General features: G+C 34.9%; 17 protein-coding genes. 3 read left to right on the top strand and 14 right to left on the bottom strand.

Features of this window, described 5'->3' with window-relative positions; translation table 11 throughout:
- Nucleotides 1–110: 110 nt before the first annotated feature.
- The 6 genes from prfB to CBF30_RS01320 form a co-directional block, all read right to left on the bottom strand.
- Nucleotides 111–1209 (bottom strand): peptide chain release factor 2 gene (gene prfB / locus CBF30_RS01345; RefSeq protein WP_126821998.1). Its coding sequence is split into 2 segments (ribosomal slippage): nt 111–1136 and nt 1138–1209, totalling 1098 coding nucleotides; the frame shifts between segments, so codons are not numbered across the junction.
- Between the two features lie 64 nt (nt 1210–1273).
- The gene (secA, locus tag CBF30_RS01340; protein WP_126821996.1) at nt 1274–3799 is read right to left on the bottom strand and encodes a preprotein translocase subunit SecA; all 2526 of its coding nucleotides are present in this window, start codon (nt 3797–3799) and stop codon (nt 1274–1276) included.
- Between the two features lie 165 nt (nt 3800–3964).
- Nucleotides 3965–4519: a ribosome hibernation-promoting factor, HPF/YfiA family gene (gene hpf / locus CBF30_RS01335; RefSeq protein ID WP_126821994.1), complete on the bottom strand. Its 555-nt coding sequence runs from the start codon at nt 4517–4519 to the stop codon at nt 3965–3967.
- A 142-nt stretch (nt 4520–4661) separates the two neighbouring features.
- Nucleotides 4662–5348, bottom strand: a complete 687-nt coding sequence (locus tag CBF30_RS01330) for a ComF family protein (RefSeq protein ID WP_126821992.1) — start codon at nt 5346–5348, stop codon at nt 4662–4664.
- A 12-nt stretch (nt 5349–5360) separates the two neighbouring features.
- On the bottom strand, nt 5361–6587 hold the full coding sequence (locus tag CBF30_RS01325) for an ATP-dependent helicase ComFA (protein WP_170168904.1): 1227 nt from the start codon (nt 6585–6587) through the stop codon (nt 5361–5363).
- 192 nt (nt 6588–6779) lie between these two features.
- Entirely contained in the window at nt 6780–7085 is a 306-nt protein-coding gene (locus CBF30_RS01320; protein WP_126821988.1) for a DUF7662 domain-containing protein, read from the bottom strand.
- A gap of 101 nt (nt 7086–7186) precedes the next feature.
- On the opposite strand from CBF30_RS01320, the gene CBF30_RS01315 reads away from it, so the two are divergent.
- Complete coding sequence (locus tag CBF30_RS01315) at nt 7187–7819, top strand: YigZ family protein (RefSeq protein WP_126821986.1); 633 nt, start codon at nt 7187–7189, stop codon at nt 7817–7819.
- 18 nt (nt 7820–7837) lie between these two features.
- Here the strand turns inward: CBF30_RS01315 and CBF30_RS01310 are convergent, their stop codons facing one another.
- Entirely contained in the window at nt 7838–8542 is a 705-nt protein-coding gene (locus tag CBF30_RS01310; RefSeq protein WP_211340477.1) for a GntR family transcriptional regulator, read from the bottom strand.
- A 162-nt stretch (nt 8543–8704) separates the two neighbouring features.
- Between CBF30_RS01310 and rlmD the strand changes: the two genes are divergently transcribed.
- Nucleotides 8705–10090, top strand: coding sequence for a 23S rRNA (uracil(1939)-C(5))-methyltransferase RlmD (gene rlmD / locus CBF30_RS01305; RefSeq protein ID WP_126821982.1), 1386 nt, complete (start codon nt 8705–8707; stop codon nt 10088–10090).
- Nucleotides 10091–10162: 72 nt separating this feature from the next.
- Here the strand turns inward: rlmD and CBF30_RS01300 are convergent, their stop codons facing one another.
- The 5 genes from CBF30_RS01300 to CBF30_RS01280 form a co-directional block, all read right to left on the bottom strand.
- Nucleotides 10163–11995, bottom strand: coding sequence for a LysM peptidoglycan-binding domain-containing protein (locus CBF30_RS01300; RefSeq protein ID WP_126821980.1), 1833 nt, complete (start codon nt 11993–11995; stop codon nt 10163–10165).
- A 179-nt stretch (nt 11996–12174) separates the two neighbouring features.
- Nucleotides 12175–14319 carry a glycosyltransferase family 2 protein gene (locus CBF30_RS01295; RefSeq protein WP_126821978.1) on the bottom strand — a complete coding sequence of 715 codons (2145 nt, stop codon included), beginning with the start codon at nt 14317–14319 and terminating at the stop codon, nt 12175–12177.
- A gap of 5 nt (nt 14320–14324) precedes the next feature.
- A complete protein-coding gene (locus CBF30_RS01290) occupies nt 14325–17576 on the bottom strand; it encodes a glycosyltransferase (RefSeq protein ID WP_126821976.1) in 3252 nt (1083 codons plus the stop codon).
- A complete protein-coding gene (locus CBF30_RS01285) occupies nt 17573–18787 on the bottom strand; it encodes an ABC transporter ATP-binding protein (RefSeq protein WP_126821974.1) in 1215 nt (404 codons plus the stop codon). Before CBF30_RS01285 ends, CBF30_RS01290 begins: the two co-directional genes overlap by 4 nt.
- 19 nt (nt 18788–18806) lie before the next feature.
- The gene (locus CBF30_RS01280) at nt 18807–19613 is read right to left on the bottom strand and encodes an ABC transporter permease (RefSeq protein WP_126821972.1); all 807 of its coding nucleotides are present in this window, start codon (nt 19611–19613) and stop codon (nt 18807–18809) included.
- Between the two features lie 237 nt (nt 19614–19850).
- On the opposite strand from CBF30_RS01280, the gene CBF30_RS01275 reads away from it, so the two are divergent.
- Nucleotides 19851–20783, top strand: coding sequence for a lysylphosphatidylglycerol synthase transmembrane domain-containing protein (locus tag CBF30_RS01275; protein WP_126821970.1), 933 nt, complete (start codon nt 19851–19853; stop codon nt 20781–20783).
- A 111-nt stretch (nt 20784–20894) separates the two neighbouring features.
- On the opposite strand, the gene CBF30_RS01270 is transcribed toward CBF30_RS01275, so the two are convergent.
- Both CBF30_RS01270 and CBF30_RS01265 read right to left on the bottom strand, forming a co-directional pair.
- Nucleotides 20895–22055 carry a glycosyltransferase gene (locus tag CBF30_RS01270; RefSeq protein WP_126821968.1) on the bottom strand — a complete coding sequence of 387 codons (1161 nt, stop codon included), beginning with the start codon at nt 22053–22055 and terminating at the stop codon, nt 20895–20897.
- An 18-nt stretch (nt 22056–22073) separates the two neighbouring features.
- Nucleotides 22074–22985 carry an NAD-dependent epimerase/dehydratase family protein gene (locus CBF30_RS01265; protein ID WP_126821966.1) on the bottom strand — a complete coding sequence of 304 codons (912 nt, stop codon included), beginning with the start codon at nt 22983–22985 and terminating at the stop codon, nt 22074–22076.
- Between the last annotated feature and the right edge of the window lie 29 nt (nt 22986–23014).

Raw genomic sequence — 23014 nt, 5'->3', positions numbered from 1 at the left:
TATTTTTTAACTTCATTACAAAGACTATTACTCATTATAACATTAGTTTGATTTTCATGTTCTGACAATTCATTACATTTTTATTTCTTTCTTTACATATTGTAATATTTTTAAAGCTTTTGTCTTAAATAGGCATCAATAAATCCATCCAGATCCCCATCCATTACAGACTGAACATTTCCGGTTTCATAATTTGTCCGATGATCTTTGACCATCGAATAAGGATGGAATACGTAGGATCTTATTTGTGAGCCCCATCCAATTTCTAATTGCTCTCCACGTAAACTGGCAGCTTCTTGTGCTTTTTTTTCAAGCTCCACTTGGTACAATTTTGCTTTTAACATGCCCATTGCTTGTTCTCTATTTTTTAATTGTGAACGTTGTGCTTGGCTTGATACAACAATTCCAGTTGGCATGTGTGTAATTCGCACAGCCGACTCTGTTTTATTGATATGTTGTCCCCCAGCTCCACTTGCACGGAAAGTATCAATCTTTAAATCATCTGAATTGATTTCTATATTTACTTTGTCATCTAATTCTGGCATGATGTCTACTGAACAAAACGAGGTATGTCTTCTACTTGCTGAATCAAATGGTGAAATTCTGACTAAGCGATGGACTCCCTTTTCAGATTTTAAATACCCATAAGCATTATAGCCTTTAATTAATAAAGTCACACTTTTAATTCCTGCTTCGTCCCCAGCAAGGTAATCCAATGTTTCTACTTGAAAATGATGAGCTTCTGCCCAACGTGTATACATTCTAAGTAACATTGATCCCCAATCTTGTGATTCTGTGCCACCTGCACCTGGATGAAGTTCTAATATAGCATTGTTTGCATCATAAGGTTCACTTAATAATTGCGTCAACTCATAGGTGCTAAGGCGCTCTTTAAACACTTGTACACGCTCTTCTAATTCTTGTTGCATTTGTCCGTCAAATTCTTCTTGTTGCATTTCTAGCATCATTTCAAGTTCTTCTTGTTCTTGCTCTAAAGAGTGAAATTGCTGATATTTTTCTTTTAGTAAATTGGCTTCATTAATCACTACTTGAGCCGCTTCATTATCATTCCAGAAGCTAGGATTCGCCATTCTTTCTTCTGCTTCTGCAATATCTTCTTCCAATTGATCTAAGTCAAAGAGACCCCCTAAACTCAGCAATCTTTTGACTACTCTCTTCTAGATAATTTCGGATTTCACTTAATTCCATGATTTATTTCTCCTTAAAAGAGTATACAGTTTGTAGATTCAAACTGTATACTCTTCGTTTATTCTTATGCATTTTTCCCATGACAGTTTTTGAATTTCTTGCCACTACCACAAGGACAAAGATCATTTCTTCCAATTTTTTCGACATGAATTGGTTTTTTCTTTTGGTTGTCTTCCACTACGCCGTCTTCTTCTGAGGGATGATGGGCATCTCCTTGAGCTACTTGTTCACGTTGGACATTTTGACGAATTTCTGCTTTCATAAATAAACGAGTTGCTTCATATTCAATCGCGCCAACCATCGTTTCAAACATTTGATAACCTTCTTGTTGGTATTCAACAAGCGGATTATTTTGTCCGTATGCACGCAATCCAATCGATTGTCTCAATTGGTCCATCGCGTCAATGTGGTCTGTCCATTTTGTATCTACTACTCTTAGAATCACTACTTTTTGGAATTCTAACATTTGGTCAGAACCTTCTAATTGTTGCTCTTTAACAGCATAAACCTCTTTCGCTTTTGCTGCTAATAATTCTTCGATTTGCTTCGCATCTTTTCCTTCTAAGTCTTTTACTGAAACTTCCTCTTCATGAACGAGACAAGAGCCAGCAAAATCAACAATTCCTTCTAAATTCCAGTCTTTTTGATCCACTTGAGTATGACTCTCAACCACTCTATGAATGGTTCGTTCGATCATGCCCATGAGTACTTCTTTTAGACTGTTATCTTCTCGAATAACTTGATTGCGTTGCCCATATATAACTTCACGTTGTTCACGCATCACATCATCATACTGTAAAATATTTTTACGTGTATCGTAGTTATTTCCTTCGACACGTTTTTGCGCAGATTCGACTTGACGTGAGAGCATTTTACTTTGGATAACTGCATCTTCACCCTCAATTTTTAAGCGATCTAAGAATGCTTTAATTCGTTCAGAGCCAAAGCGTTTCATTAAATCATCTTCAAGAGAAAGATAAAATTGAGACATTCCGGGATCTCCTTGACGTCCAGCACGTCCTCTTAACTGATTATCAATCCGTCTTGATTCATGACGCTCTGTCCCAATAACAGCTAGCCCACCAACTTCTTTGACACCTAAGCCTAACTTAATATCTGTACCACGACCTGCCATATTGGTTGCAATCGTTACCGCACCTTTTTGTCCGGCATTCATAATAATTTCAGCTTCTTTAAAATGGTTTTTCGCATTTAAAACTTCATGTGGCACGTGCTCTTTATTTAGCATATCTGACAATAACTCAGAGGTTTCAACTGCCACAGTTCCGACTAAAATAGGTTGTCCTTTACGATGACGCTCTTTGATATCTTGAACCACAGCATGGAACTTGCTCGTCAAAGTTGGATATAGTAAATCTGCTTTGTCGTCTCTTAGAATTTGTTTGTTGGTTGGAATTTGAATGACTTGCATATTATATATTTCACGAAATTCTTCTTCTTCGGTTTTAGCTGTACCCGTCATCCCAGCTAATTTTTTATACATACGGAAGTAATTCTGGAAAGTGATATTTGCCATTGTTTTGGTCTCGTCTTCAATTTCAACGCCTTCTTTGGCTTCAATTGCTTGATGCAAGCCATCAGAATAACGTCTCCCATCCATGATACGACCTGTAAATTGGTCAACAATCATAACTTTTCCTTCTTGAACCACGTAGTCAAAATCTCGAATCATAATATAGTTTGCCCGTAAAGCTTGATCTAAGTGATGGGTTAAAGCACTATTTTCGATATCATACAAGTTATCTAAGCCAAATGTTTCTTCTGCTTTTCCAATTCCTTCTTCTGTTAAACCAATTGTTTTTGTTTGAATGTCAATTTTGTAATCCTCTTCTTCTTTCAAACGTTTGACAAAATTATCCGCACGAACATATAAAGCAGTTGATTTTTCTGCTTGTCCGGAAATAATTAGTGGTGTTCTTGCTTCATCAATCAAAATGGAGTCAACTTCATCGACAATAGCATAATTCAACGGTCGTTGTACCATTTGCTCACGGTAAACAACCATGTTGTCACGTAGATAGTCAAAACCTAATTCATTATTGGTACTGTATGTGATATCACACGCATAAGCCATTCGTTTTTCATCAGACGTTTTTGAATTAATATTTAACCCAACACTCAAGCCTAAAAAGTTATAAAGTTCGCCCATTTCACTAGCATCACGAGTCGCTAAATACTCGTTGACGGTAACAACATGTACGCCCTCACCTGTCAATGCATTTAAATAAACAGGCATTGTAGCTGTCAAAGTTTTCCCTTCACCCGTCTTCATCTCAGGAATATTGCCGTCATGTAACACAACCCCACCCATTAACTGAACATGGTAAGGATACAAGCCTAGTACTCGCTTAGCTGCTTCTCTGACTAATGCAAAAGCTTCTGGTAGCAGTTGGTCTAATGTTTCCCCTTTTTGATAGCGCGCTTTGAATTCCTCGGTTTTTTCTTTAATTTGTTCATCTTTTAATGCTGCCATTTCTTCTGAAAAAGTTTCTACTTGTTTTGCAATTTTATCTAATCGTTTTAATTCTTTTTTATCACTTTCAATTATCTTCTTTAGAAAATTCGCCATTTTTTGTTCCTCTCTCGCTTAAATATTTCAGTTTTATTTAAATTCATTTGGGCTAAAATGCTAGAATATTAGAATTCATCTCTAATATTCTAGCATTTATTCGGAATAAATGGAACAATTTTTCGGTTACTTTTCAAAATAAAAAAACGACGTAATGTCGTTTTTTTAAGCTTCAGTTTCAATTAAGCCATATTTTCCATCTTTTCTTCTATAAACGATGCTTGTCCCGTTTGTTTCTGCATCTTCAAAAATAAAGAAGTTATGCCCTAACATGTTCATTTGGAGAACAGCTTCTTCACTATCCATCGGTTTTAAGGATAGACGTTTTGTTCGAACAATATCAAACTCTGGTGTTTCATCTGAAGCTTGCTCTTCAAAAAATGTCAGTGCTTCTTCTTTTCCTAAAGAACTTTTTTGTCTCGTTCTTCTATTTACTTTTGTCTTATATTTTCTAATTTGTCTCTCTAATTTATCGACGACTAGATCCGTACTTGCGTATAAATCTGGAGAAGTTTCTTCTGCCCGTAAAAGAATGGAAGAAAGTGGTATTGTCACTTCAACTTTGGCAGTTTTATCTGAGTAAACTTTAAGGTTAATATGTGCATTCGCTTCAGGTGCTTGGTCAAAATATCTTTCTAATTTACCAACTTTTTTCTCTACGTAATTACGAATTGCTTCTGTTACCTCAATATTTTCTCCTCGAACATTATATCTTAACATATGCAGTCCCCTCTTTCGTCTACCATTTAAATTAAAGAATTTATTGGCGGACCACTCGCCTTTTCTTCTAAATTCATTATACCCTAACTACCTATTAAATGACAAATAAACCACCCTTTATCTTTTAATACTTTAAAGAAAATTATCTAGCTAAAGAAAAACTTGCAATACTTTGCGGTCTTTCTAGTGTCAAGACTTGATAGGCTTGGAAAATCGTTTTCCCAGTTGTGTAGATATCATCTACGAGCAAAATTTTTTTCCCATCTATTCGATTTTTGTATTCATTTTTCAGTTTAAAGACTTGCTCCATTTTTAGCCGACTCTTTTTATTTTTACTGGATTGACTTTGAGTGTGTGTGTTCTTTAGTAACATATTCGTATACGAAATCCTTGCTGCATCTAGTAAACTTTCTACTTGATTAAAGCCACGCTCAGCTCTTCGTTCGGTGGAAAGTGGAATTGGAATGATATAGTCAACCTGATAGCTCTCTAGGGCTTTTTCGATAACCGTTGAAAATGTGGTTGCGAGCTGTTCATTGCCCAAAAACTTAAATGTACGAAACCATTCTTTCATAGCTTGATTGTAATAATAAATTGCTCTGTGATTCACGACGTACGGCGGAAAATTTATTCTCCAAGCACGGCAATCTTCACATTCATCTTGCTCTAGCATCTGTCCACAGCTCTGACAACTAAAAGAAGCTGTAACTTTGGCAAACAGACGCGCACATTTGGGGCAAATATCTTTTTCGCTAATTGATTTGAATCTAACTATATCCATCAGTTCATGGACGAAAGGAATCTTTTCAAGACAAAAGCTGCATTCCATTGAATTGCTCCTTTAATCGGCACGATTCATCGTTTTAATTTGTTTGATTGCCAGTTTCATCGCTCTTGACTTTCCTTCATGAAAAAAGTAAACTTTTCCACTTGGAAATTGATAGTTTCTGCCAACCCTGCCCGCTATTTGTACTAAAGACGCTGTATTAAATACCTGATGACTCGCACTTATTACAAAGACATCAATTCCTTTAAATGTCACGCCTCGCTCTAATATAGTTGTTGAAATCAAAACATCATAGTGTTCCTTTCTCATGTTTTCCACTTTTTTCTTACGCTCTGAATCTTCTGCATAAACCCCGCAAATAGAATAGCCCTTATATTCTTTCGACAGCACGCTTTGTAAATTAATCACAAGCTCAACTGTTGGACAAAAAATCAGTAATCTGTGCTTACTGCGCAATTGCTTTTTTAAAAGCGTATGAAACTTAGGCGGTAAACTCCCTTGTGAAATTTTTTGAGGCAAACGAGACAGCCAAATTGTTTTTGGAAGGGGAAGTGGGTAGCCATGATATCTTTTAGGGATTTTGACATAAGATAAATGGCCTTTTTTTATTTGAGAAAGTAAATGTTTATCTGGTGTTGCTGTCAGAAGCACCAGCGCACTCTCTTCTTTGCGAGCGTGACGAACAGCATAATTAAGTTCCACATTCCCTGAGAATGGAAAAGCATCTACCTCATCCAATACAACTACATCAAATGCCCTATAAAATCGAAACAATTGATGGGTAGTGCAAATCACTAACTTGCTATAATGATAGGGTTCTTTTCCATCTCCGTGCAGCAAAGCCATGTTCTCTTTTGGAAAAACTTCCTTAATCCGAGGAAATAGCTCTAAGCAAACATCTACTCTAGGAGAGGTCAGACACACCCGCCAATCTTTACTCAAGGCTTGGTTTAGCATTTCAAAAATCATCTCTGTTTTGCCTGCGCCAGTTACTGCCCAAATCAAAAAGTCCTGTTTGGCTAGCGCATGTGTCACTAAATCAGCAGAAGCTTTTTTTTGATAATCAGTGAGTGTGCCCTTCCAGAAATAATTGATTTCTCTACAAGCTATAGGCTCAGGCTCTTCTAGATAATAAAAGGGCTGGTCACTGCGTACTCTTCCCATCTGAATGCAGGTGGGACAATAGAAAAACTTTATTTTTTCTTTTGGTAGTCCCACCTTTTTTTTACTATGACTGCTCCCGCAGCGCAAACATTGAATATCTGTTTTTCCAAGTTTCATCGAAGGGACTACTACTAAATGTTTCATCCTATTTTTTTTAGAGTTTGGTATCTCTCTTTCTAATAATTTTCGTCCATAAAAAAATCCATCTACTCTTTCCTTTCTTTTTCAATCTAAGATTATATACGCAAAAAAGTGGCAAAAACTTCTGCCACTTGAAAAATTATTATCCGATAGAGCTCATACGTTATTTTATTTGTTAAACCGAAGGAATTTAGATTTCATCAATTTATTAAAAACCACATACTCTTTTTTTAAGTTCACATGAGCAACTTCGTACCCACTATTTAACCAACCATACGCTCCTTTTTCCGGATGCTTATAATCATTTAGCCACCAGTCGGCACTCTTTCTCGCAGTTTTAGGTAAACCAGTCTTTGGAAACAAGAGTTCATCAAATTGAGTAAACGTCAAGGTTACTTGAATTCCACCATTTCTTTTCAAATATTGGGTCAAAGCATCATACTTTTTTTCATGGCGATGAGCTATTTTTATCATCTAGCACACTCCCTTTCCGAGTGAAGATTGCCACTTCTCGTCTACTTTGTCATCATCCCAAATCATTGTTATAATGAAGCATAACAATCTTTAGGAGGTACATAGTGAACGATTATATTACAGTAAAAGCAAACGGATCCTACGAAATAGAAGTAAAAAAATCACGCTTTATCTGTTCTCTATTTAGAATCACATCCGAATCTCAGGCCAAAGAACAGATACACCGTATAAAAAAAGAACATTGGAAAGCCAGCCACAATTGCAATGCGTTTGTTCTAGGTGAGCGAAATGAAATCCAACGAAGCTCAGATGATGGAGAGCCAAGTGGAACAGCGGGCGTACCCATACTTGAAGTTCTAAAGAAACAAGAAGTATCGAATGTATTAGCAGTGGTTACTCGTTATTTTGGTGGAACAAAGTTGGGTGCTGGTGGATTGATCCGCGCGTATACACATGCTGTTTCAGAAGGGATTTCTCAGATTGGGTTAGTAAAAGGTGTGCTTCAAAAAGAAATAATCGTAACTTTGTCTTATTCTTTATTAAGCAAACTGGAACATTTTATTGAACACTCGAATTACTTTATAAAAAATATTGACTATGCACAAGATGTAACCGTCTATTGTTTGGTTCAAAAGCAACAAGTAAAAATATTTGAATCCGACATCATTAATCTTTTAAACAGTCAATGCTCTTTAAAAATTGGCACAGAAGTTTACACTGAGATTCCACTGTAATCTACTTTTAAGCTTTTATTATTTTTCAAAAATAAATTCAAATCGATTGCCTACATATTGTGTTCTTACATATTCAAACGGTTTGCCCGAAGTAAGATAGGAAACCTGCTTCAATCTTAAAACTGCGTCTCCTTTTTTTACGTTTAAGAACTCGGCAATTGTTTCAGTTGCACTCATCGCAGAAACATTTTGAACCGCTTTTCCTAACTGTAATCCTCTTTTTTCTGAAAGCACACGATATAATGATTGAGTAATATCAGACTTGGAATATCCTTGAACAAGTTTAAACGGGACAGTCGTTACCTCAAAACAGATTGGAACATCATCCGCGTAACGAATTCTTTCCATTCTTAAAACAGTGTCCTCTTCTTTAAGAAGTAATTTTTCTTGTTCACTGGCACTAGGTTTCGCTTCTATATATGAAATGGTCTTACTAGAAGGTACTTTTCCTTGCAACAGCATAATCTCCGTAAAACTAGTCGTACCTGACATTTTTTCTTGAACCTTTTTACTTGCGACATATGTGCCAGAACCAATCTTTCTTTCCAAGATTCCTTCTTCTGATAAATTCTGGATTGCTTGTCTTAGTGTCATACGACTTACGCCAAATGTAACAGCTAATTCTCTTTCAGATGGTAAACGACTTCCGATTGCCCACTTTCCCTTTTCAATGTCTTTTTTTATTTGATCGTGAATCTGCATATAAACAGGCAAATTTGATATAGACATATTATCCCTCCAAAAAATTGGTCTAGTTACTAGTATAATACTGGTTAATTTTAAAAATTGCAATATTTTGTTATTTCTATAGAATGGTCTATCTTCTAGTTTCTGAGCACTCACTGTGCTACAATAAATTTATTCTATTAAACAAAGGATGAACTCATGAAAATTCAACATCAAATCAAACAAGGCGACTCTTTTCAAGTGACAATCAAACGACTTGGTATCAATGGTGAAGGGATTGGCTTTCACAAAAAAACTATTGTTTTTGTCCCTGGATCTTTACCTAAAGAAACTGTGCTTGTAAAAGCAAGCTCCATTGCACCAAAATTTGTCGAAGCAGATTTAATAAAGGTCTTAAAAAAATCAAAACACCGCATCCTTCCACCTTGTCCGGTTTATAAAAAATGTGGAGGTTGTCAATTGCAACATCTTGCTTACCCTGAACAATTGATATTTAAAAATGATATTGTCAAGCAAGCTTTAATCAAATACAAACCAAATGGGTATCAAAACTATTTGCTCAAACCAACTATTGGAATGAGTGAGCCTTGGCACTATCGAAACAAATTACAGTTTCAAATACGCAAAGATGAAAATGAAAAAGTTATCTGTGGGCTCTATGAAAGTAACTCACATAAATTAGTTCCAATTGATGACTGCTTGGTCCAAGATAAAGCAACCACAAATGTCATCAATGCTATCGTTTCTTTTCTTTCTGAGTTAAAGATTCCAATCTACGATGAGCAACAAAATAGCGGAATTATTAAAACAGTTATGGTACGCATTGGTGTACAAACTGGTGAACTCCAAGTCGTTTTTATTACCCACAGTCCTAAGCTTCCGGCCAAACGCCAGTTGCTCGAAAAAATTACGACTCAGTTGCCTGATGTCGTATCGGTTATGCAAAATATCCAAAATAAAAAAACCTCCCAAATCATGGGAGAAAAAACAGTTCATTTATGGGGAAAAGAGAGTATCGAAGAAACGCTTAATCAAGTCACTTTTGACTTATCTGCACGCGCCTTCTTCCAACTAAATCCCAAGCAAACAGAAGTATTGTATCAGCAAGCCATTCAAGCGCTCGATCCAAAAGCTTCTGACCATGTGATTGATGCGTATTGCGGGGTGGGTACCATCGGTCTTGCTCTTGCTCCTTTTGTAAAAGAAGTAAGAGGGATGGACATCATACCTTCTGCAGTTGAAGATGCTAAGTTTAATGCGAAACGGTTACAGCTAACCAATACATTCTATGAAGCTGGTACAGCAGAAGTGCTTATTCCAGAGTGGCTACAATCAGGCTTTTCTGTTGACGGACTAATTGTTGACCCCCCTCGTACGGGGCTAGATAAAAAACTTCTCTCTTGTATATTGGCAAATCCTATCCCAAAAATAGTTTATATTTCGTGTAATCCTTCGACTTTTGCTCGGGACATGGTTGAACTCAGCAAAAAATATCGGGTGGAGTATCTGCAATCTGTAGATATGTTCCCACAAACTGCTAGAGCCGAAGTCGTTGCAAAACTAACTTTAAAGAATCCACTATAACTGATTAAAAAAAGAGTAAAGTTCAAACAATCTTGAGCTTTACTCTTTTTTTGTATAGTTCGGTATCCTGTACTATGGAATGACTAATAGTTGTTTTACACTGATCTCATTACTGGTCAATCCATTTTTTTCTTTCAATTGCTCTACAGAAACTCCGTATTTTTGGGCAATTCGGTATAGATTCTCTCCGACTGCAACAGTATGGGTTTTATTTTGACTGTGTGAAGTTGTTGAAGTGGTAACCATCATCTGAGCTACATCAAGTACTTGACCAATACTGATTTCACTATTGATCAATCCATTCTTCTCCTCAATTTGTTTCACTGTCAAATTGTACCTTCTAGCAATACTATAGATAGTATCACCCTTTTGTACAGTATAGAAGGCATTATTATCACTTGTTGTGTCTTGTGTAGCGCTTGTAACTTGTTTTAATCGGAGTATCTGACCAGGAGACAGTTGCTCACTTTGCAAAAAGTTATACGCCCTTAGTTGTTCAACAGTTAAATGGTATTTATGTGCAATAGTAGATAGTGTTTCTCCAGCAGAAACTACATGTTCTTCTTTTTTTTCAATTGCCTGATCAGTAGTGGTTTGACTGGTCATTTCAGTCTTGTCTTTTACTAATCGTAGTATTTGCCCCTGGTAAACATCGGCCGTAGTCAACTTGTTGATGTCCATCAACTCAGCCATGCTTATTTTGTATTTTTCAGCAATTCCACTGAGCGTCTCTCCTAGTTTGACAAGATGCTCTTGAGGATTTGTATCCTCCTCGCTGCTCGTCGTTGAATTTGTTGTTGGCTTACTTGATGTTGTTACGGCACTTTTGGTCATTGCTGTAATTTGTTTTCTTTTTTTACTCATAACTGCTGTTTTACTTTCATAGGAATCCTTTGAGTCTTTCTTTTGCTCGTTCTCTTTTATCATTAAAAATCCGGCAAAACATAGGAAAAGAACCACTAAGAAAAAGAAGGGACTCAACAACACATTTTTCTTTTTGTTTTCTTCCTTGTACAAAGAACTTCGAATGAGTTTTAGCTCTTCTCTTGTTTTTACCGTTGCTGATTCTTCCAATGTATTTGTATATAGATCTTTTAATGAAAATGAAGTTTGCAGCTCACGAAATTTTTCATTGTAAGCTCTTTGTTCTTGTTTGGATAGTTTTTCTGTAAACCATATCATAAACTTTTTATATTGGTGGACAACATCGAAAGTTTGTCCAAATTTTTGTACATTTCCAAAGTGAAGCCAGATGACCTTATCACAAAATCTTTCAATTTGCTCTAATACGGGTGTTACCACAACAATTGTCTTACCTTCTTCTTTGAGCTCAAGAAACTTATCTTGACATTTTTTTACAAACGAAGCATCGCACAAAGTGAGCGCTTCATCTATAATTAAAATATCTGAGTTTTTTTGAATCCCAATGGAAATCTCCAAACGTGCTCTCATTTCCATAGAATAACTACTAACAGCTTGTTCCATAACCGAACCTAAATCTGCAAACTGGATCACATCTTCGATATTTTTTTGCAACTGTTTTTTATTCATATCTTTTTTGGACAAACGTTGTCGCAAAAGCTCTATGCCACAAAGATTATCCTGTATCGCTTCTTCCATATTCACCAAATAAGTCGTACCAGCAGTTTCAACCTTACCACTTGTTGGCAAGATTTCATGATGGATCATCTTACATAAAGTTGACTTACCAGAACCGCTAAAACCAACAATGCCCACGATTTCTCCACTTGCTAATTCCGCATTTACTCCTTTTAACACCCAAAACTTGGTGTTTAAGTAATTTTTTTCATCGAAAACATTTCTTATTTTTTTATAGAAAGATTGTTTATTAGAGTGAGACTTAGTCACAGATATAATTTTTACATTTACTTTTTTATCTACCATATTCACTTCCCCTTTTGGCTTTGATTACTGTATTTCTATTTTATCACCTTACTTTAGTTTTTAAAAGGTCTTTTTATGAAAATTATCAATGAAGATTATGAAAAAAGAAAAAGATCCAAAAGTTAGATGTCTGCTAACTTCTTGGACCTTGTTCACAACTCTATTTTATTTTTCACTCACTAGTCAAGATTAATAGAAAAATCTCCTGCTTTTCTCGTAAGGTTGGGATTATAATAAGGATCATTTTCAATGTATTTTGGCCATTTACTAGCAAAATACTGCGCTTCTTTTAAAAACCGAGTTTGTTTTTCAGGTGTATCTTCATAGCCTCTACTTTGAGATTCATAATGATATAATTCTGCACCATGCAACCATACATTATCTTTTCCTGATGCATAAATTTTCAAACACAAATCAACATCATTATAAGCAACTACTAATTTCTCATCAAAACCTGAAACTTTTTCAAAATCAGTTTTTTTAGTCATCAAACATGCTGCTGTTATAGCAAGATAGTTTACGTTAACAATTAGCTTACCAAAATAGCCAAAATCTCCTTTAGGAAACGTGTGATGCACATGTCCCGCTAAGCCACCTAGTCCAACCACAACTCCCGCATGTTGAATTGTATTGTTTTCGTAATACAATTTAGCTCCAACAGCACCAATACGATCAAACTGTGCAAATGAAACCATTCTCGTCATCCAGTCGGGCGCAATCACTTCTGTATCATTATTTAAAAACAGTAAGTAAGTTCCTGTCGCTTTCTCAGCTGCAATATTATTAATCTTGGCATAGTTAAAAGGAATATCTATTGATTCAACTATAAATTTATTATTTAATTTTTCTTGATAGGCAGCATATAATTCCTTCATTTTGGGATCATCACTACCATTATCTGCAATCATAATTTCATAGTTAGGATATGAGGTTTTATCTATAATTGAGTCTACACATTTTTTTACATCTTTGTAGCCATTTCTTGTTGGGATAATAACCGTCACTTTTTCTTTATGTTTAATTTCATATTGAACATCATAAAATCCTTTTGCAGGTCCATCGAATACCTGTCCCTCATTTTCTCTGCGGGCTAGCGCTTCTTGTAAAGCTTTTCTCCCAGCAGTAAAAGCATACTCTTTACTTGACTGCTCACTTGCGGTTGAAGAAGGCAAGACACGCCAATGATAAAGTATTTTTGCAATATGACCAATTCTCTTAGACTCTGTCTGTTCAACAAAACGCAAAACAAGATCATAATCTTGCGCTCCTTCAAACCCTTCCCTAAAGCCTCCAATTTGTTCTATAATTGAACGTCTATAAACCCCAAGATGTGATATATAGTTGGTTCCCATTAATAAGTCTGGTGACCAATCTGGCTTAAATGCAGGATCCATTCTCACACCTTGTTCGTTTATCTTATCTTCATCACTGTATAGTAAGTCGTATTCTGAGTTCGTATTTAGTCTTGCTACAATCTCATACAAAGCGTTGAGCGCTAACTCATCATCATTATCTAACAATGCAATAAATTCTCCTGTTGCCAGTTTAAGCGCTGAGTTAGTTGCACCACAAATATGTGTGTTTTCTTTGTGAAAAACCACTTTAATTCTTTGGTCTTTTGAAGCATATTCTTCTAAAACTTTTTTAATTTGCACATCGGTAGAGGCATCATCACAAATGCACAGCTCCCAATTTGTATAGTTTTGCTTACACACAGACTCTATGCTTTTTCGAAGCCAAATTTCAGGCACGTTATAGACAGGCATTACAATTGATATTTTAGGTTTGTAATCAAATATTTGATTAGCATCTGCTTCTTCTACTAGACTCTTTTCATTTTTTTGTATCCACTCTAAATAAAGATCATTCGATTTTTTTTGATCAATCTTTAATCTACGATAAGTATTGAGCAAGCCATTGCGCTTGATATACCCCAATCCTTTTTTTACACGTAGGAGTTTTTGCTTGAGCATAGCTTTCGTTTTACCAGCATTAGGATTTCTAACATTGAGCATCAAGTCAACAGACTCTGTCAAGCTTGAATTTTCACCCTCAAATAAAATATCTATTTTTTTCCCATTTGTCTCGCGTAAATTAAAGGTAATCACAAATCCGACTGAGCCATATGGAACTAACTGATACAACTCATTTACATCTGCTCGGTGTGTCAGCTGTACAACTGCCTCTTTAGCTGAAACTTTAATCTTTGGGATCATTCGAGTAGACAAATCCAAAGCCCACCCTACTATGGTTATCTCTTTTGTCTTTGGGTTTTTTATTTTGTCATCTATATTCATGACGATTTGATTTTCATCTGTTGTCATCTTAATTATCTGTCCAATCTATTAGGATTTGAATAGGGATCCTCAGTTTGTTTAAGATGAGTTTCCTCTAAGAATTGCTCTGTTTGAGCTTTGTTCAATTCTCTACTTGCATTATACAAATCTGTCAACACACTATAAGGCTCCCAAACAATCGTCCCCCCTAATTGTTCTCTCACTTTTAGTGATAGCTCAATTCCCATTAATTGGGCATCTAAACTCTCATCAAAACCTTTAACAACCTCAAAATGAGCCTTTTTGATCAGTAGACCTTCCTCCGTTACCGCATAAACATTTCTTGGTAACGAGATACGGAAGTAATAACCTAACGTTTTATTAGAAACCCCTCTGTCTTCAAAAATAAAACTGTTATCTTCCTTATCTAAAGATACTCCTGCATTTAAAATCATGTCATTTTGATTGACAACTTTAGCCCCAACAATACCGACTCCGGGTTGACGACCATAGTTTAGCAATTCTTCTAGCCAAATTTTATTTTTTGGAACAGAAGTATCATTCATGAAGAATAAGTATTCCCCAGTTGCATAACTAGCTAATTCATTGATGGTTTTCGCAGATTTGTATACTACTTTAGAGCTTTTTTTGATTTTTTTATTCATGTTTCGATCAAATAACAGAATCTCTATATTTTGATAACTAGATTCATTCAGATACGTTTCCACACATACTCGGATATCCCCACCATTCGAAATCGGAATAATCGTGACCTTAGGCTGAGTTGGATACTCATAGTCAATTTTATAGGTTCCATAATTGGGAGTCATTGTTACTTTAGCAGCAGTTTGTTTTCTTTCCATCGCTGCTCGTAAAGTATTTTTCCCTGCAACATACGCATAAGTCTTGCTTTCAGGATCCAGCGCTGTCGACGTTTCAATCGTTCTCCAATGATAGAGTATTCTAGGAATGTGATGTATTTTATTTGCGGCCTCTGTAGCTCTTAGTACAAAATCATAGTCTTGGCTTCCGTTAAATTCTGTATTCAAATAGCCAACTTTCTCAATAAGCTCTTTCTTTACTACTACATAATGCGTGATATAATTGTGCCCTAAAATCAAAGTTGGATTCCAGTTAGGCTTGAAAAAAGGATCAAACCTTTGTCCATCAGTTGTTACTTTATCCTCATCAGAATAAATAAAATCAATCGATTCGTCCTCATTCAAAGCTTTCACAACTTCATACAACGCGTTTATAGACAATTCATCATCATTGTCCATAAAACTAATATAGTCGCCAGTTGCAAGCGTGATAGCAGAATTTGTGGCTTCTGAGATGTGTCCATTTTTTTCTCTAAAAATAACTTTTATCCGAGAATCTTCTTTAGCATATTTTTCCAACAACGGTTTAATATGCTCTGCACTTGAACAATCATCTGCCAAACACAATTCCCAATTAGAATAAAATTGATTTTTCAGGGAACTAACAGCAGCATTCAACCATTTTTCTTCGACATTATATATGGGGACAACAATGGAAATTTTAGGTTGGAATTTAAAAGCTTGAATTTCCTTTTTGATTGCCTCCACATCATAGACTTCATTGCGTTTAATCCACGAAGCGTACATGTCTTTATTTTTCAGTCGAAATCCAACATATTTTACAGTATTTAGAATCCCTCGACTTTTTAGCAAACTTAGAGCAAAACCAGCTTTTCTACGAAGTAATTTTTTCTTAGGTTGCTTATCTGATACACGTATATATAGCTCTTCTTGATTCTCTCTTTGTACAACTACATTCAAATATTTTTTAAATTGATAATTCTCTATTGTAATTTCAAATCCATACTGTTCATGTTGCATGAGCTCATATTGCTCTGTAACATCTGGTCTTCCTTTAGTTTTCACTTCAAAAGAAGAGCCTTCGTTTTCAGGAATAAAGAAAGAAAGCGAAGTTTTTGTTTGTTTATCATAGCCCCAACCTTTAACCACAGTAGTGTGATCGTTGACATTCAGAATCGCATCAATATTATAGTGTATCGCTTTTTCAACCACTGAATTTGGCGATGGTTTAAAATTCTGATTGAGCACTTTGGCTGTTGGGTTAATCACTGAGCGATAGTATCTTTCACAAATATCATTATTTTTTTCCAAAATTTCTTGATTTTGATTATTTAGCTCAACAATTTGATTTTCCAAAGATGAAATTCGACTATTTAAGTATTGAGCATTGCTAATTATTTTTCCTTCTAGATACGAAAGATCTCCAATATAAAGAAATTCTAACGTAACTTCAACCTCTTGATTTTGCAGGTTTGTCACATCAAACTCTATATAAGGCTCCCCTTGTCCAAAAGCATAGGTAGTTCCATCTTGCCATAGAGCATTTGTTTCAAAAATTGGCAATTTTTGCCCAGAGCATCGAAGCTCTATATTTAAAACGCCACTCCAAATTCTAGGTACGACCTTTAACTTCTCTGTTTGTGCATCGATCGGAACGTTTACCTTTTCATTTTCTTTGGTATAGAGATTACACACGTAAGTAGTTTCTTTTTCTTCAATAGCAGATTTCTGAATATATCTTACTGGGAATTCAACATTGGAGTTTTGTAGAGGATGAATAATCGGATTTTGAATTTCTTTTTTAGATAGAGAAAAAAAGTACTGATAAACTTCCCCATATGGACGTGTTCTAAAATAATACTGTATTTGTTTTGGTAAATCCCGATACTCTGAACCAATCTCAATTGTTTCTACTGGTGCAAATGTATAATCTTCTTCCGCGATAAATAACTGCTGTTCATTAAAAACTTTTTCAAACCCAGCTTGTGTATAAAAAGTTTTGTGCGTAGCATCTAAGAGACCCGTTGGTCGCCAAGTTAACTTATTATTAAATAAATCAATTAAGACTGCATTATGAGCCAAATTAGGAAATGTAATCAAAATTCTGCCTTCTTCTTTCAAAAAAGGTCGAACCTGTTTCAGTGTTTCTTCTGGATGAAGCAAGTGCTCTAAAACATCTGCAAATAAAATGTAGTCAAATGTTTGATTTTGAAAATGATCGCACCACTTATACTCTTCTATATTTCCAAGATATCCATCATTTGAAAAGGTCATCACATGTTTGTATAGCTCTGGATCAAATTCAACAATTGAAACATCACAATTTTTTTCCTTCACCAAATATTCAGTCATCCGACCATTTCCAGGTCCAAATTCTAAAATTTTACTATTATCTTTAATTGCTGCTATCATTTTACCAGTACTGGTATTATCACCTAAATCCAGCTGAAAATCATACTTCATTTTTTCGCTTCATCCTTCCACTCGTGATCCAAAACCACAATACCTTCCCCAACGTACTTACCAGTAATGAACATATTGATATACTTTGTTTTATAAAGTAGAGGAACCGTTGCATTTTCTTCAAAAAACGCAATGTCAAAATAGTATTCTCCACCTAATAAAGCCATTTTTTTGTAATTCAACTCAAATATATTTTTACCTTTTTTCCAAGGGATTGTTTGTTGGTCTAACAATGTATTAAGTCCACAAACATATTGATTGTTTACTGTTCGAATCGCAATACCCAAGACTGGGTTTCTTTGTGTATCATCTTTTACTTCGTATTCAACTTTTACCGTGACTTCTTGATCTTGCTTCACCATATCTAATTTTTTACCCTGGTTATCTATCAATTCTGCTTTAATTAACTCGACAATATCTGGGCTAAAAGTTTCTTCTTCTTCTTTACTCTTCTCTCTATCAACGGTTTTAATTGATTTTTTCTTTAAAAAGTTATCATAATTTTCTGTAACTTCCATTGTTTCACCAGATTCAACTACGACACCATTTTTCAACCAATAAACTCTATCACAGAAACGACGCACGGAGTTTATATCATGTGAGACAAACAAAATAGTTTTGCCTGCATTTCGTAACTCTGTGAATTTCTCCATACATTTTAGCTGAAACTCTAAATCTCCAACCGCCAACGCCTCATCAATAATTAAAATATCCGGATCTACATTAATTGCTACGGCAAAAGCAAGTCGTACGAACATTCCACTTGAATAGGTTTTTACTGGTTGATTGATATGTGCTCCTATATCCGCAAAATTTACAATTTCATCTACCATTTCATCCACTTCTGCTCTAGAGAAACCTTGAACCATTCCGTTCAAATAGATATTTTCAAACCCACTATATTCTGGATTAAATCCCGAACCTAACTCTAATAGGGCCGCAATTTTCCCATTAATCGTGACTTCCCCTTTTGTGGGTGTTAGTACCCCAGTAATAATTTTTAATAAAGTAGACTTTCCCGATCCATTTTCTCCAACAAAACCGATCATTTCACCCTTTTCTACATAGATATTCACGTCTTTTAATGCGTAAAAAATATTGTGATAACTTTTTTTAAAAGGATTTAATGCTTCTTTCATACGGTCTTTTGGTTGAGCGTACATGTTATATTGTTTCGTTAAATCTTTAATTTCAATTGCATAATTTGACATAAAAGTCTCTCCAATCTATTTACAGTACGTCTGAAAAATGTGGCTTTAATTTTTTAAAAATTAGTGAGCCTACTAGTAATAAAGCGATTGTTATCACCCAAAAATATACAGTTTGAGCCCAATGTTGCCAAAACCAACCTTGACTTAAGAAAGAGTCACGATAGCCAGAAATCACATAATACAGTGGATTCAATTTCAAAATTTTCACAATCCAAGGAGAGGATGCAAAAATTTCAGGTGACCATAAAACTGGGACCGTCCACATTAAAGCTTGCATAACTACTCCGATTAATTGACTAATATCTGAGAAGAAAGGTTGAATTGAAGCAGTAATCCAGGTTAAACCCGTTAAAAACATCGCCAAACAAAATAGATAGTAAATCAGCTGTAAAGTTTGCAAAGTTGGGAAAAAGCCATAAGCAATAGATAGAACAAATGCAACAGCTAGAAAAAAGAAATGTGTATACAAGTTTGAAAGTAGCTTGGCTGTTGGCAAAATTCTGATGTTAAATACTACTTTTTTAACTAAATAACTATACTCTCTAAATACTCCTGTTGCTGTAGAAAGGACATCTGAAAAGAAAAACCATGGAACAATCCCAGTAATTAAATACAAAACAAATGGGAAGCCTTGTGCCGGTGCAGCTTTCAAATGAGAAAATACAAAGCTATAAGTACAAACCATTACTAAAGGATTTACAAATGCCCATATGATACCAAACATGGAACCTGCATACCTTGATTTAAAATCATTTAGTGAGAATTGGACGAGTAACTTTCTATTTTGATAGATATCTTTGAAAAACAGGCATAACTCTTTTAACATTTTATCTAAATCCTTCCAAATATTCTAAGCTAATTTTTATTTAAATTAGATAGATTTTTTTATTATTCGTAGAAAATCGTCTGATATACAATCATGCAAACTACAACAAATACATTTTACAGAAGCTACTAGAATAAAGCAAGTTAGTTCTTAATTTCTAAGCAAAAAGTTACGGATTGAACAAATATATGATTTAGAGTAAAATAGAACTTAGTTCGGATAGAAAGCGAGTAATTTATGAATATAAATTTAAAAAAAATTGTCAAAATAGTAGGAAATATCATCACACTTTTAGCCATTTATTTTGTATTTAAAAAGCTACTTGGAAGTAATGTTGATTATTCCACTCTATTTACCTCCAAAAATTTTTTACCAATTCTAATCATCACCTTGCTCCAAACTCTAATTGTCTACACTAATTGTTTTCCATGGAAAACAATTGTTTCCACTTTAGCACATAAAAAGATTTCATTTAATGAGGCCGTTACGGTGTACACGAAGTCCAATATATTAAAATATTTACCGGGCAATGTCTTCCAGTATGTTGGTCGTAATGAGCTTGCCACAAAAAAAAAGATTTCACACGTAGCTGTTGCTACTTCAACTTTAATCGATATTCTCTTAAATATTCTTGGCGCAATCATTGTTTCCGCCATATTTTTGTCTAATTATCTTATAAAGTTTGTAGCACAAAATAAAACAGTGATTTTTTTGGTTGGTAGTTTATTTGTTATAAGTATGCTCATTCTTTTTCTGTTGTTTAAAACTAAGCTTTACAGCTATGCTCAAAAAAAAGGCATCACTTTTTCAAAACAATTGTTTTCAACTTTTCTTTTCTGTTTACTTTACTATGTTGTAATTTTGTTCTTTTCTAGCCTACTATACATTTTGACACTGAAATACATATTAGGAGTTTCTCTTACCACAAGTCTTTTTGCCAAACTACTATCTGCCTATACATTATCATGGCTAGTTGGATTAATAACGCCTGGTGCACCTGCCGGAATTGGTATCAAAGAAGCTGTGATGTTGAGCGTCACAGAAAATTTGCTTGGCGTAAACGTCATCACGCTTTCCATGATTACATTCCGAGTTTTATGTACAATCGCAGATTTTTTAGCCTTTCTTTTGGCTTTATTATTAGACAAAACAAAATTTAATACAAAATAAAAGAGGGTCCGTAAAGCAAGTAGCTAATCCACTTGCTTCCTTAGCCTAATACTTAAAGAAACGCATAAAAATAGTCGTGCTAAAATGCACGACTATTTTTCATTTGATACCTTATAAAGCATCAAATAACGTTTTGTATTCTTCTCCTATTTTCTGAAAATCAAACTCTTCAGCTTTTTTTCTTGCTTGAATAGAAAAATCTTTTCTCAATATTTTATCATCCAATATTTTTTTTAGTGATTCTGCTAGTTCCTCTACCTCTTCAGGTTGAATCAAATAACCATTTTCTCCGTTTATTACCGCTTCTCCAATACCACCTACATCGCTTGCAACAACAGGAGAACCTGAAGCCATAGCTTCAATTAAAGCAACTGGTAGTCCATCTTTATCTCCATCTTTTGCAATAACAGATGGCACACAAAACACATCACACGAAGCATAGATCTCTTGTAGCTCTGTTTTATTTTTAGATCCTAAAAACAAAATTTCTTGTTTGCTTTTTTTAGCTAGCTCATAAAGCATCTTTTTTTCTGGCCCATCTCCAACAATTACTAGCTTTATATTTTCTAGTTTTTCAATGGCCTGAATCAAATACTGAGCACCTTTTTTTTCGGCTAGACGTCCAACAAATAAAATTATTTTCTTCCCATCGTCTCCAAAAAGCTTTTCTTTTCTATTTTCAGGAGAAAAGAGCGATAAATCACAGCCCATAGGAATCACTTTCACATTTTGGGCATGATAGACTTTCTCTAATTCTTTTTTCAAGTCATGTGAAACTGCTGTTACCACCTTGGCATTATTTACTGACTTTTGCTTAAGCTTTTTTACAATGCCTCTATTCAATGATGTCACATCTCCACCTAATCCCGTTAGAATATAAGGCTTTTTAAAAAAAGCTTGAATGATCCCTTGAGGTATTAGCCAATTACAATGAACAAAATCAAAATGTTTAATGATTTTTTTCAGATTAAAAAACATACTGCAAAAAAGAAATGGTACCAGTAACATTCTTACTTTTTTTTCCTTGATTCTGGGAACAATCGCACCTGGATAGCATAAAGTTTCTAATTTCTTTATCGGAAAATAATGGTATCTAATAACATGCATTCCTTCCATCTCTTCGAAATCTTTTGCCCCAGGAGCAGCTGGCACAAGGACTGTTACGTCATAATATTTCGTATACTCTTTGCATAAATCATAGATAAAACTAGGTTCTGTATCATGTTTGTATCTAGGGAATGTTGAAGCAGTTACAAGGAGCTTTTTCATCATTTCACTTCTTTCGTTAGATTATAGGCTAGAAAAATAGCTTAATAGTTTTTCTATTCCATCTAATATGCTGGTCATTTTTTTTGTCTGAGCAATTTCCATATATCTGCCTGTGTTTAAAACATTATACGGCACGTCTACGTTTCTTGCTTCTTCATAACAAATTTGAAATTTTTTATCTGCTACTTTCTCTATAAACGCAACAATTTCTCTTATAGAATAACCCTTGTCTGAGCCTAAATTAAAGATTTTATTTTCTCCTTCATATTGAGCAATACGCAAGATTCCATCTATCGCATCATCAATATAAATATAGTCTCTGACAACATTTCCATCTCCATAAATAGTAATAGGTTCATTTTGAATCATTTTGTAACAAAATGCCGTTACCACGCCTTGACCCCCATTAGGATTTTGTCCTGGGCCAAATGGATTTGCCAACCTTATGATTCGGTAGTCTAGATTGTAGAGATGGTAGTACAACTGAATGTATTTTTCAATCGCTAATTTTTGTATCCCATACGAGTTAATGGGATTTGTCTCATCTGTTTCTAGGAAAGGAATTCCCGCTCCCTTTCCGTAAACCGTCCCACCAGAAGAAATAAAGACAATTTTCTTTACTTTGTTCTTGACACAAGCATCTAACAACTTAATTGTTCCCAATACATTGTCCTCAATTTCTTTTTTTAAAGAAACCGTGGATGCTGGGACAGTTGTGCTGATTAAATGAAAGACAACATCAATACCTTCGGTCAACTGATCAAAATCATACTCTGAACCAAATTCTCCGGAGATAAATGTTCTAGTTGAATGACCAACTTCCATCTTATTAGAATGTCTGTCAAAAAGGCGCACAGTATCTTCTGAATTTGTCATTTTTTTTACTAGGTTGCTTCCTATGAAACCAGACGATCCTAATATCAAATAGTTCATTTCCACACCGCCAATTCTATAAATTCTTT

Source organism: Vagococcus entomophilus (genome assembly GCF_003987595.1).
Classification (GTDB): domain Bacteria; phylum Bacillota; class Bacilli; order Lactobacillales; family Vagococcaceae; genus Vagococcus_E; species Vagococcus_E entomophilus.
The sequence above is the reverse complement of the archived record's forward strand: the minus strand, read 5'-3'. Positions and strand labels throughout refer to the sequence as shown.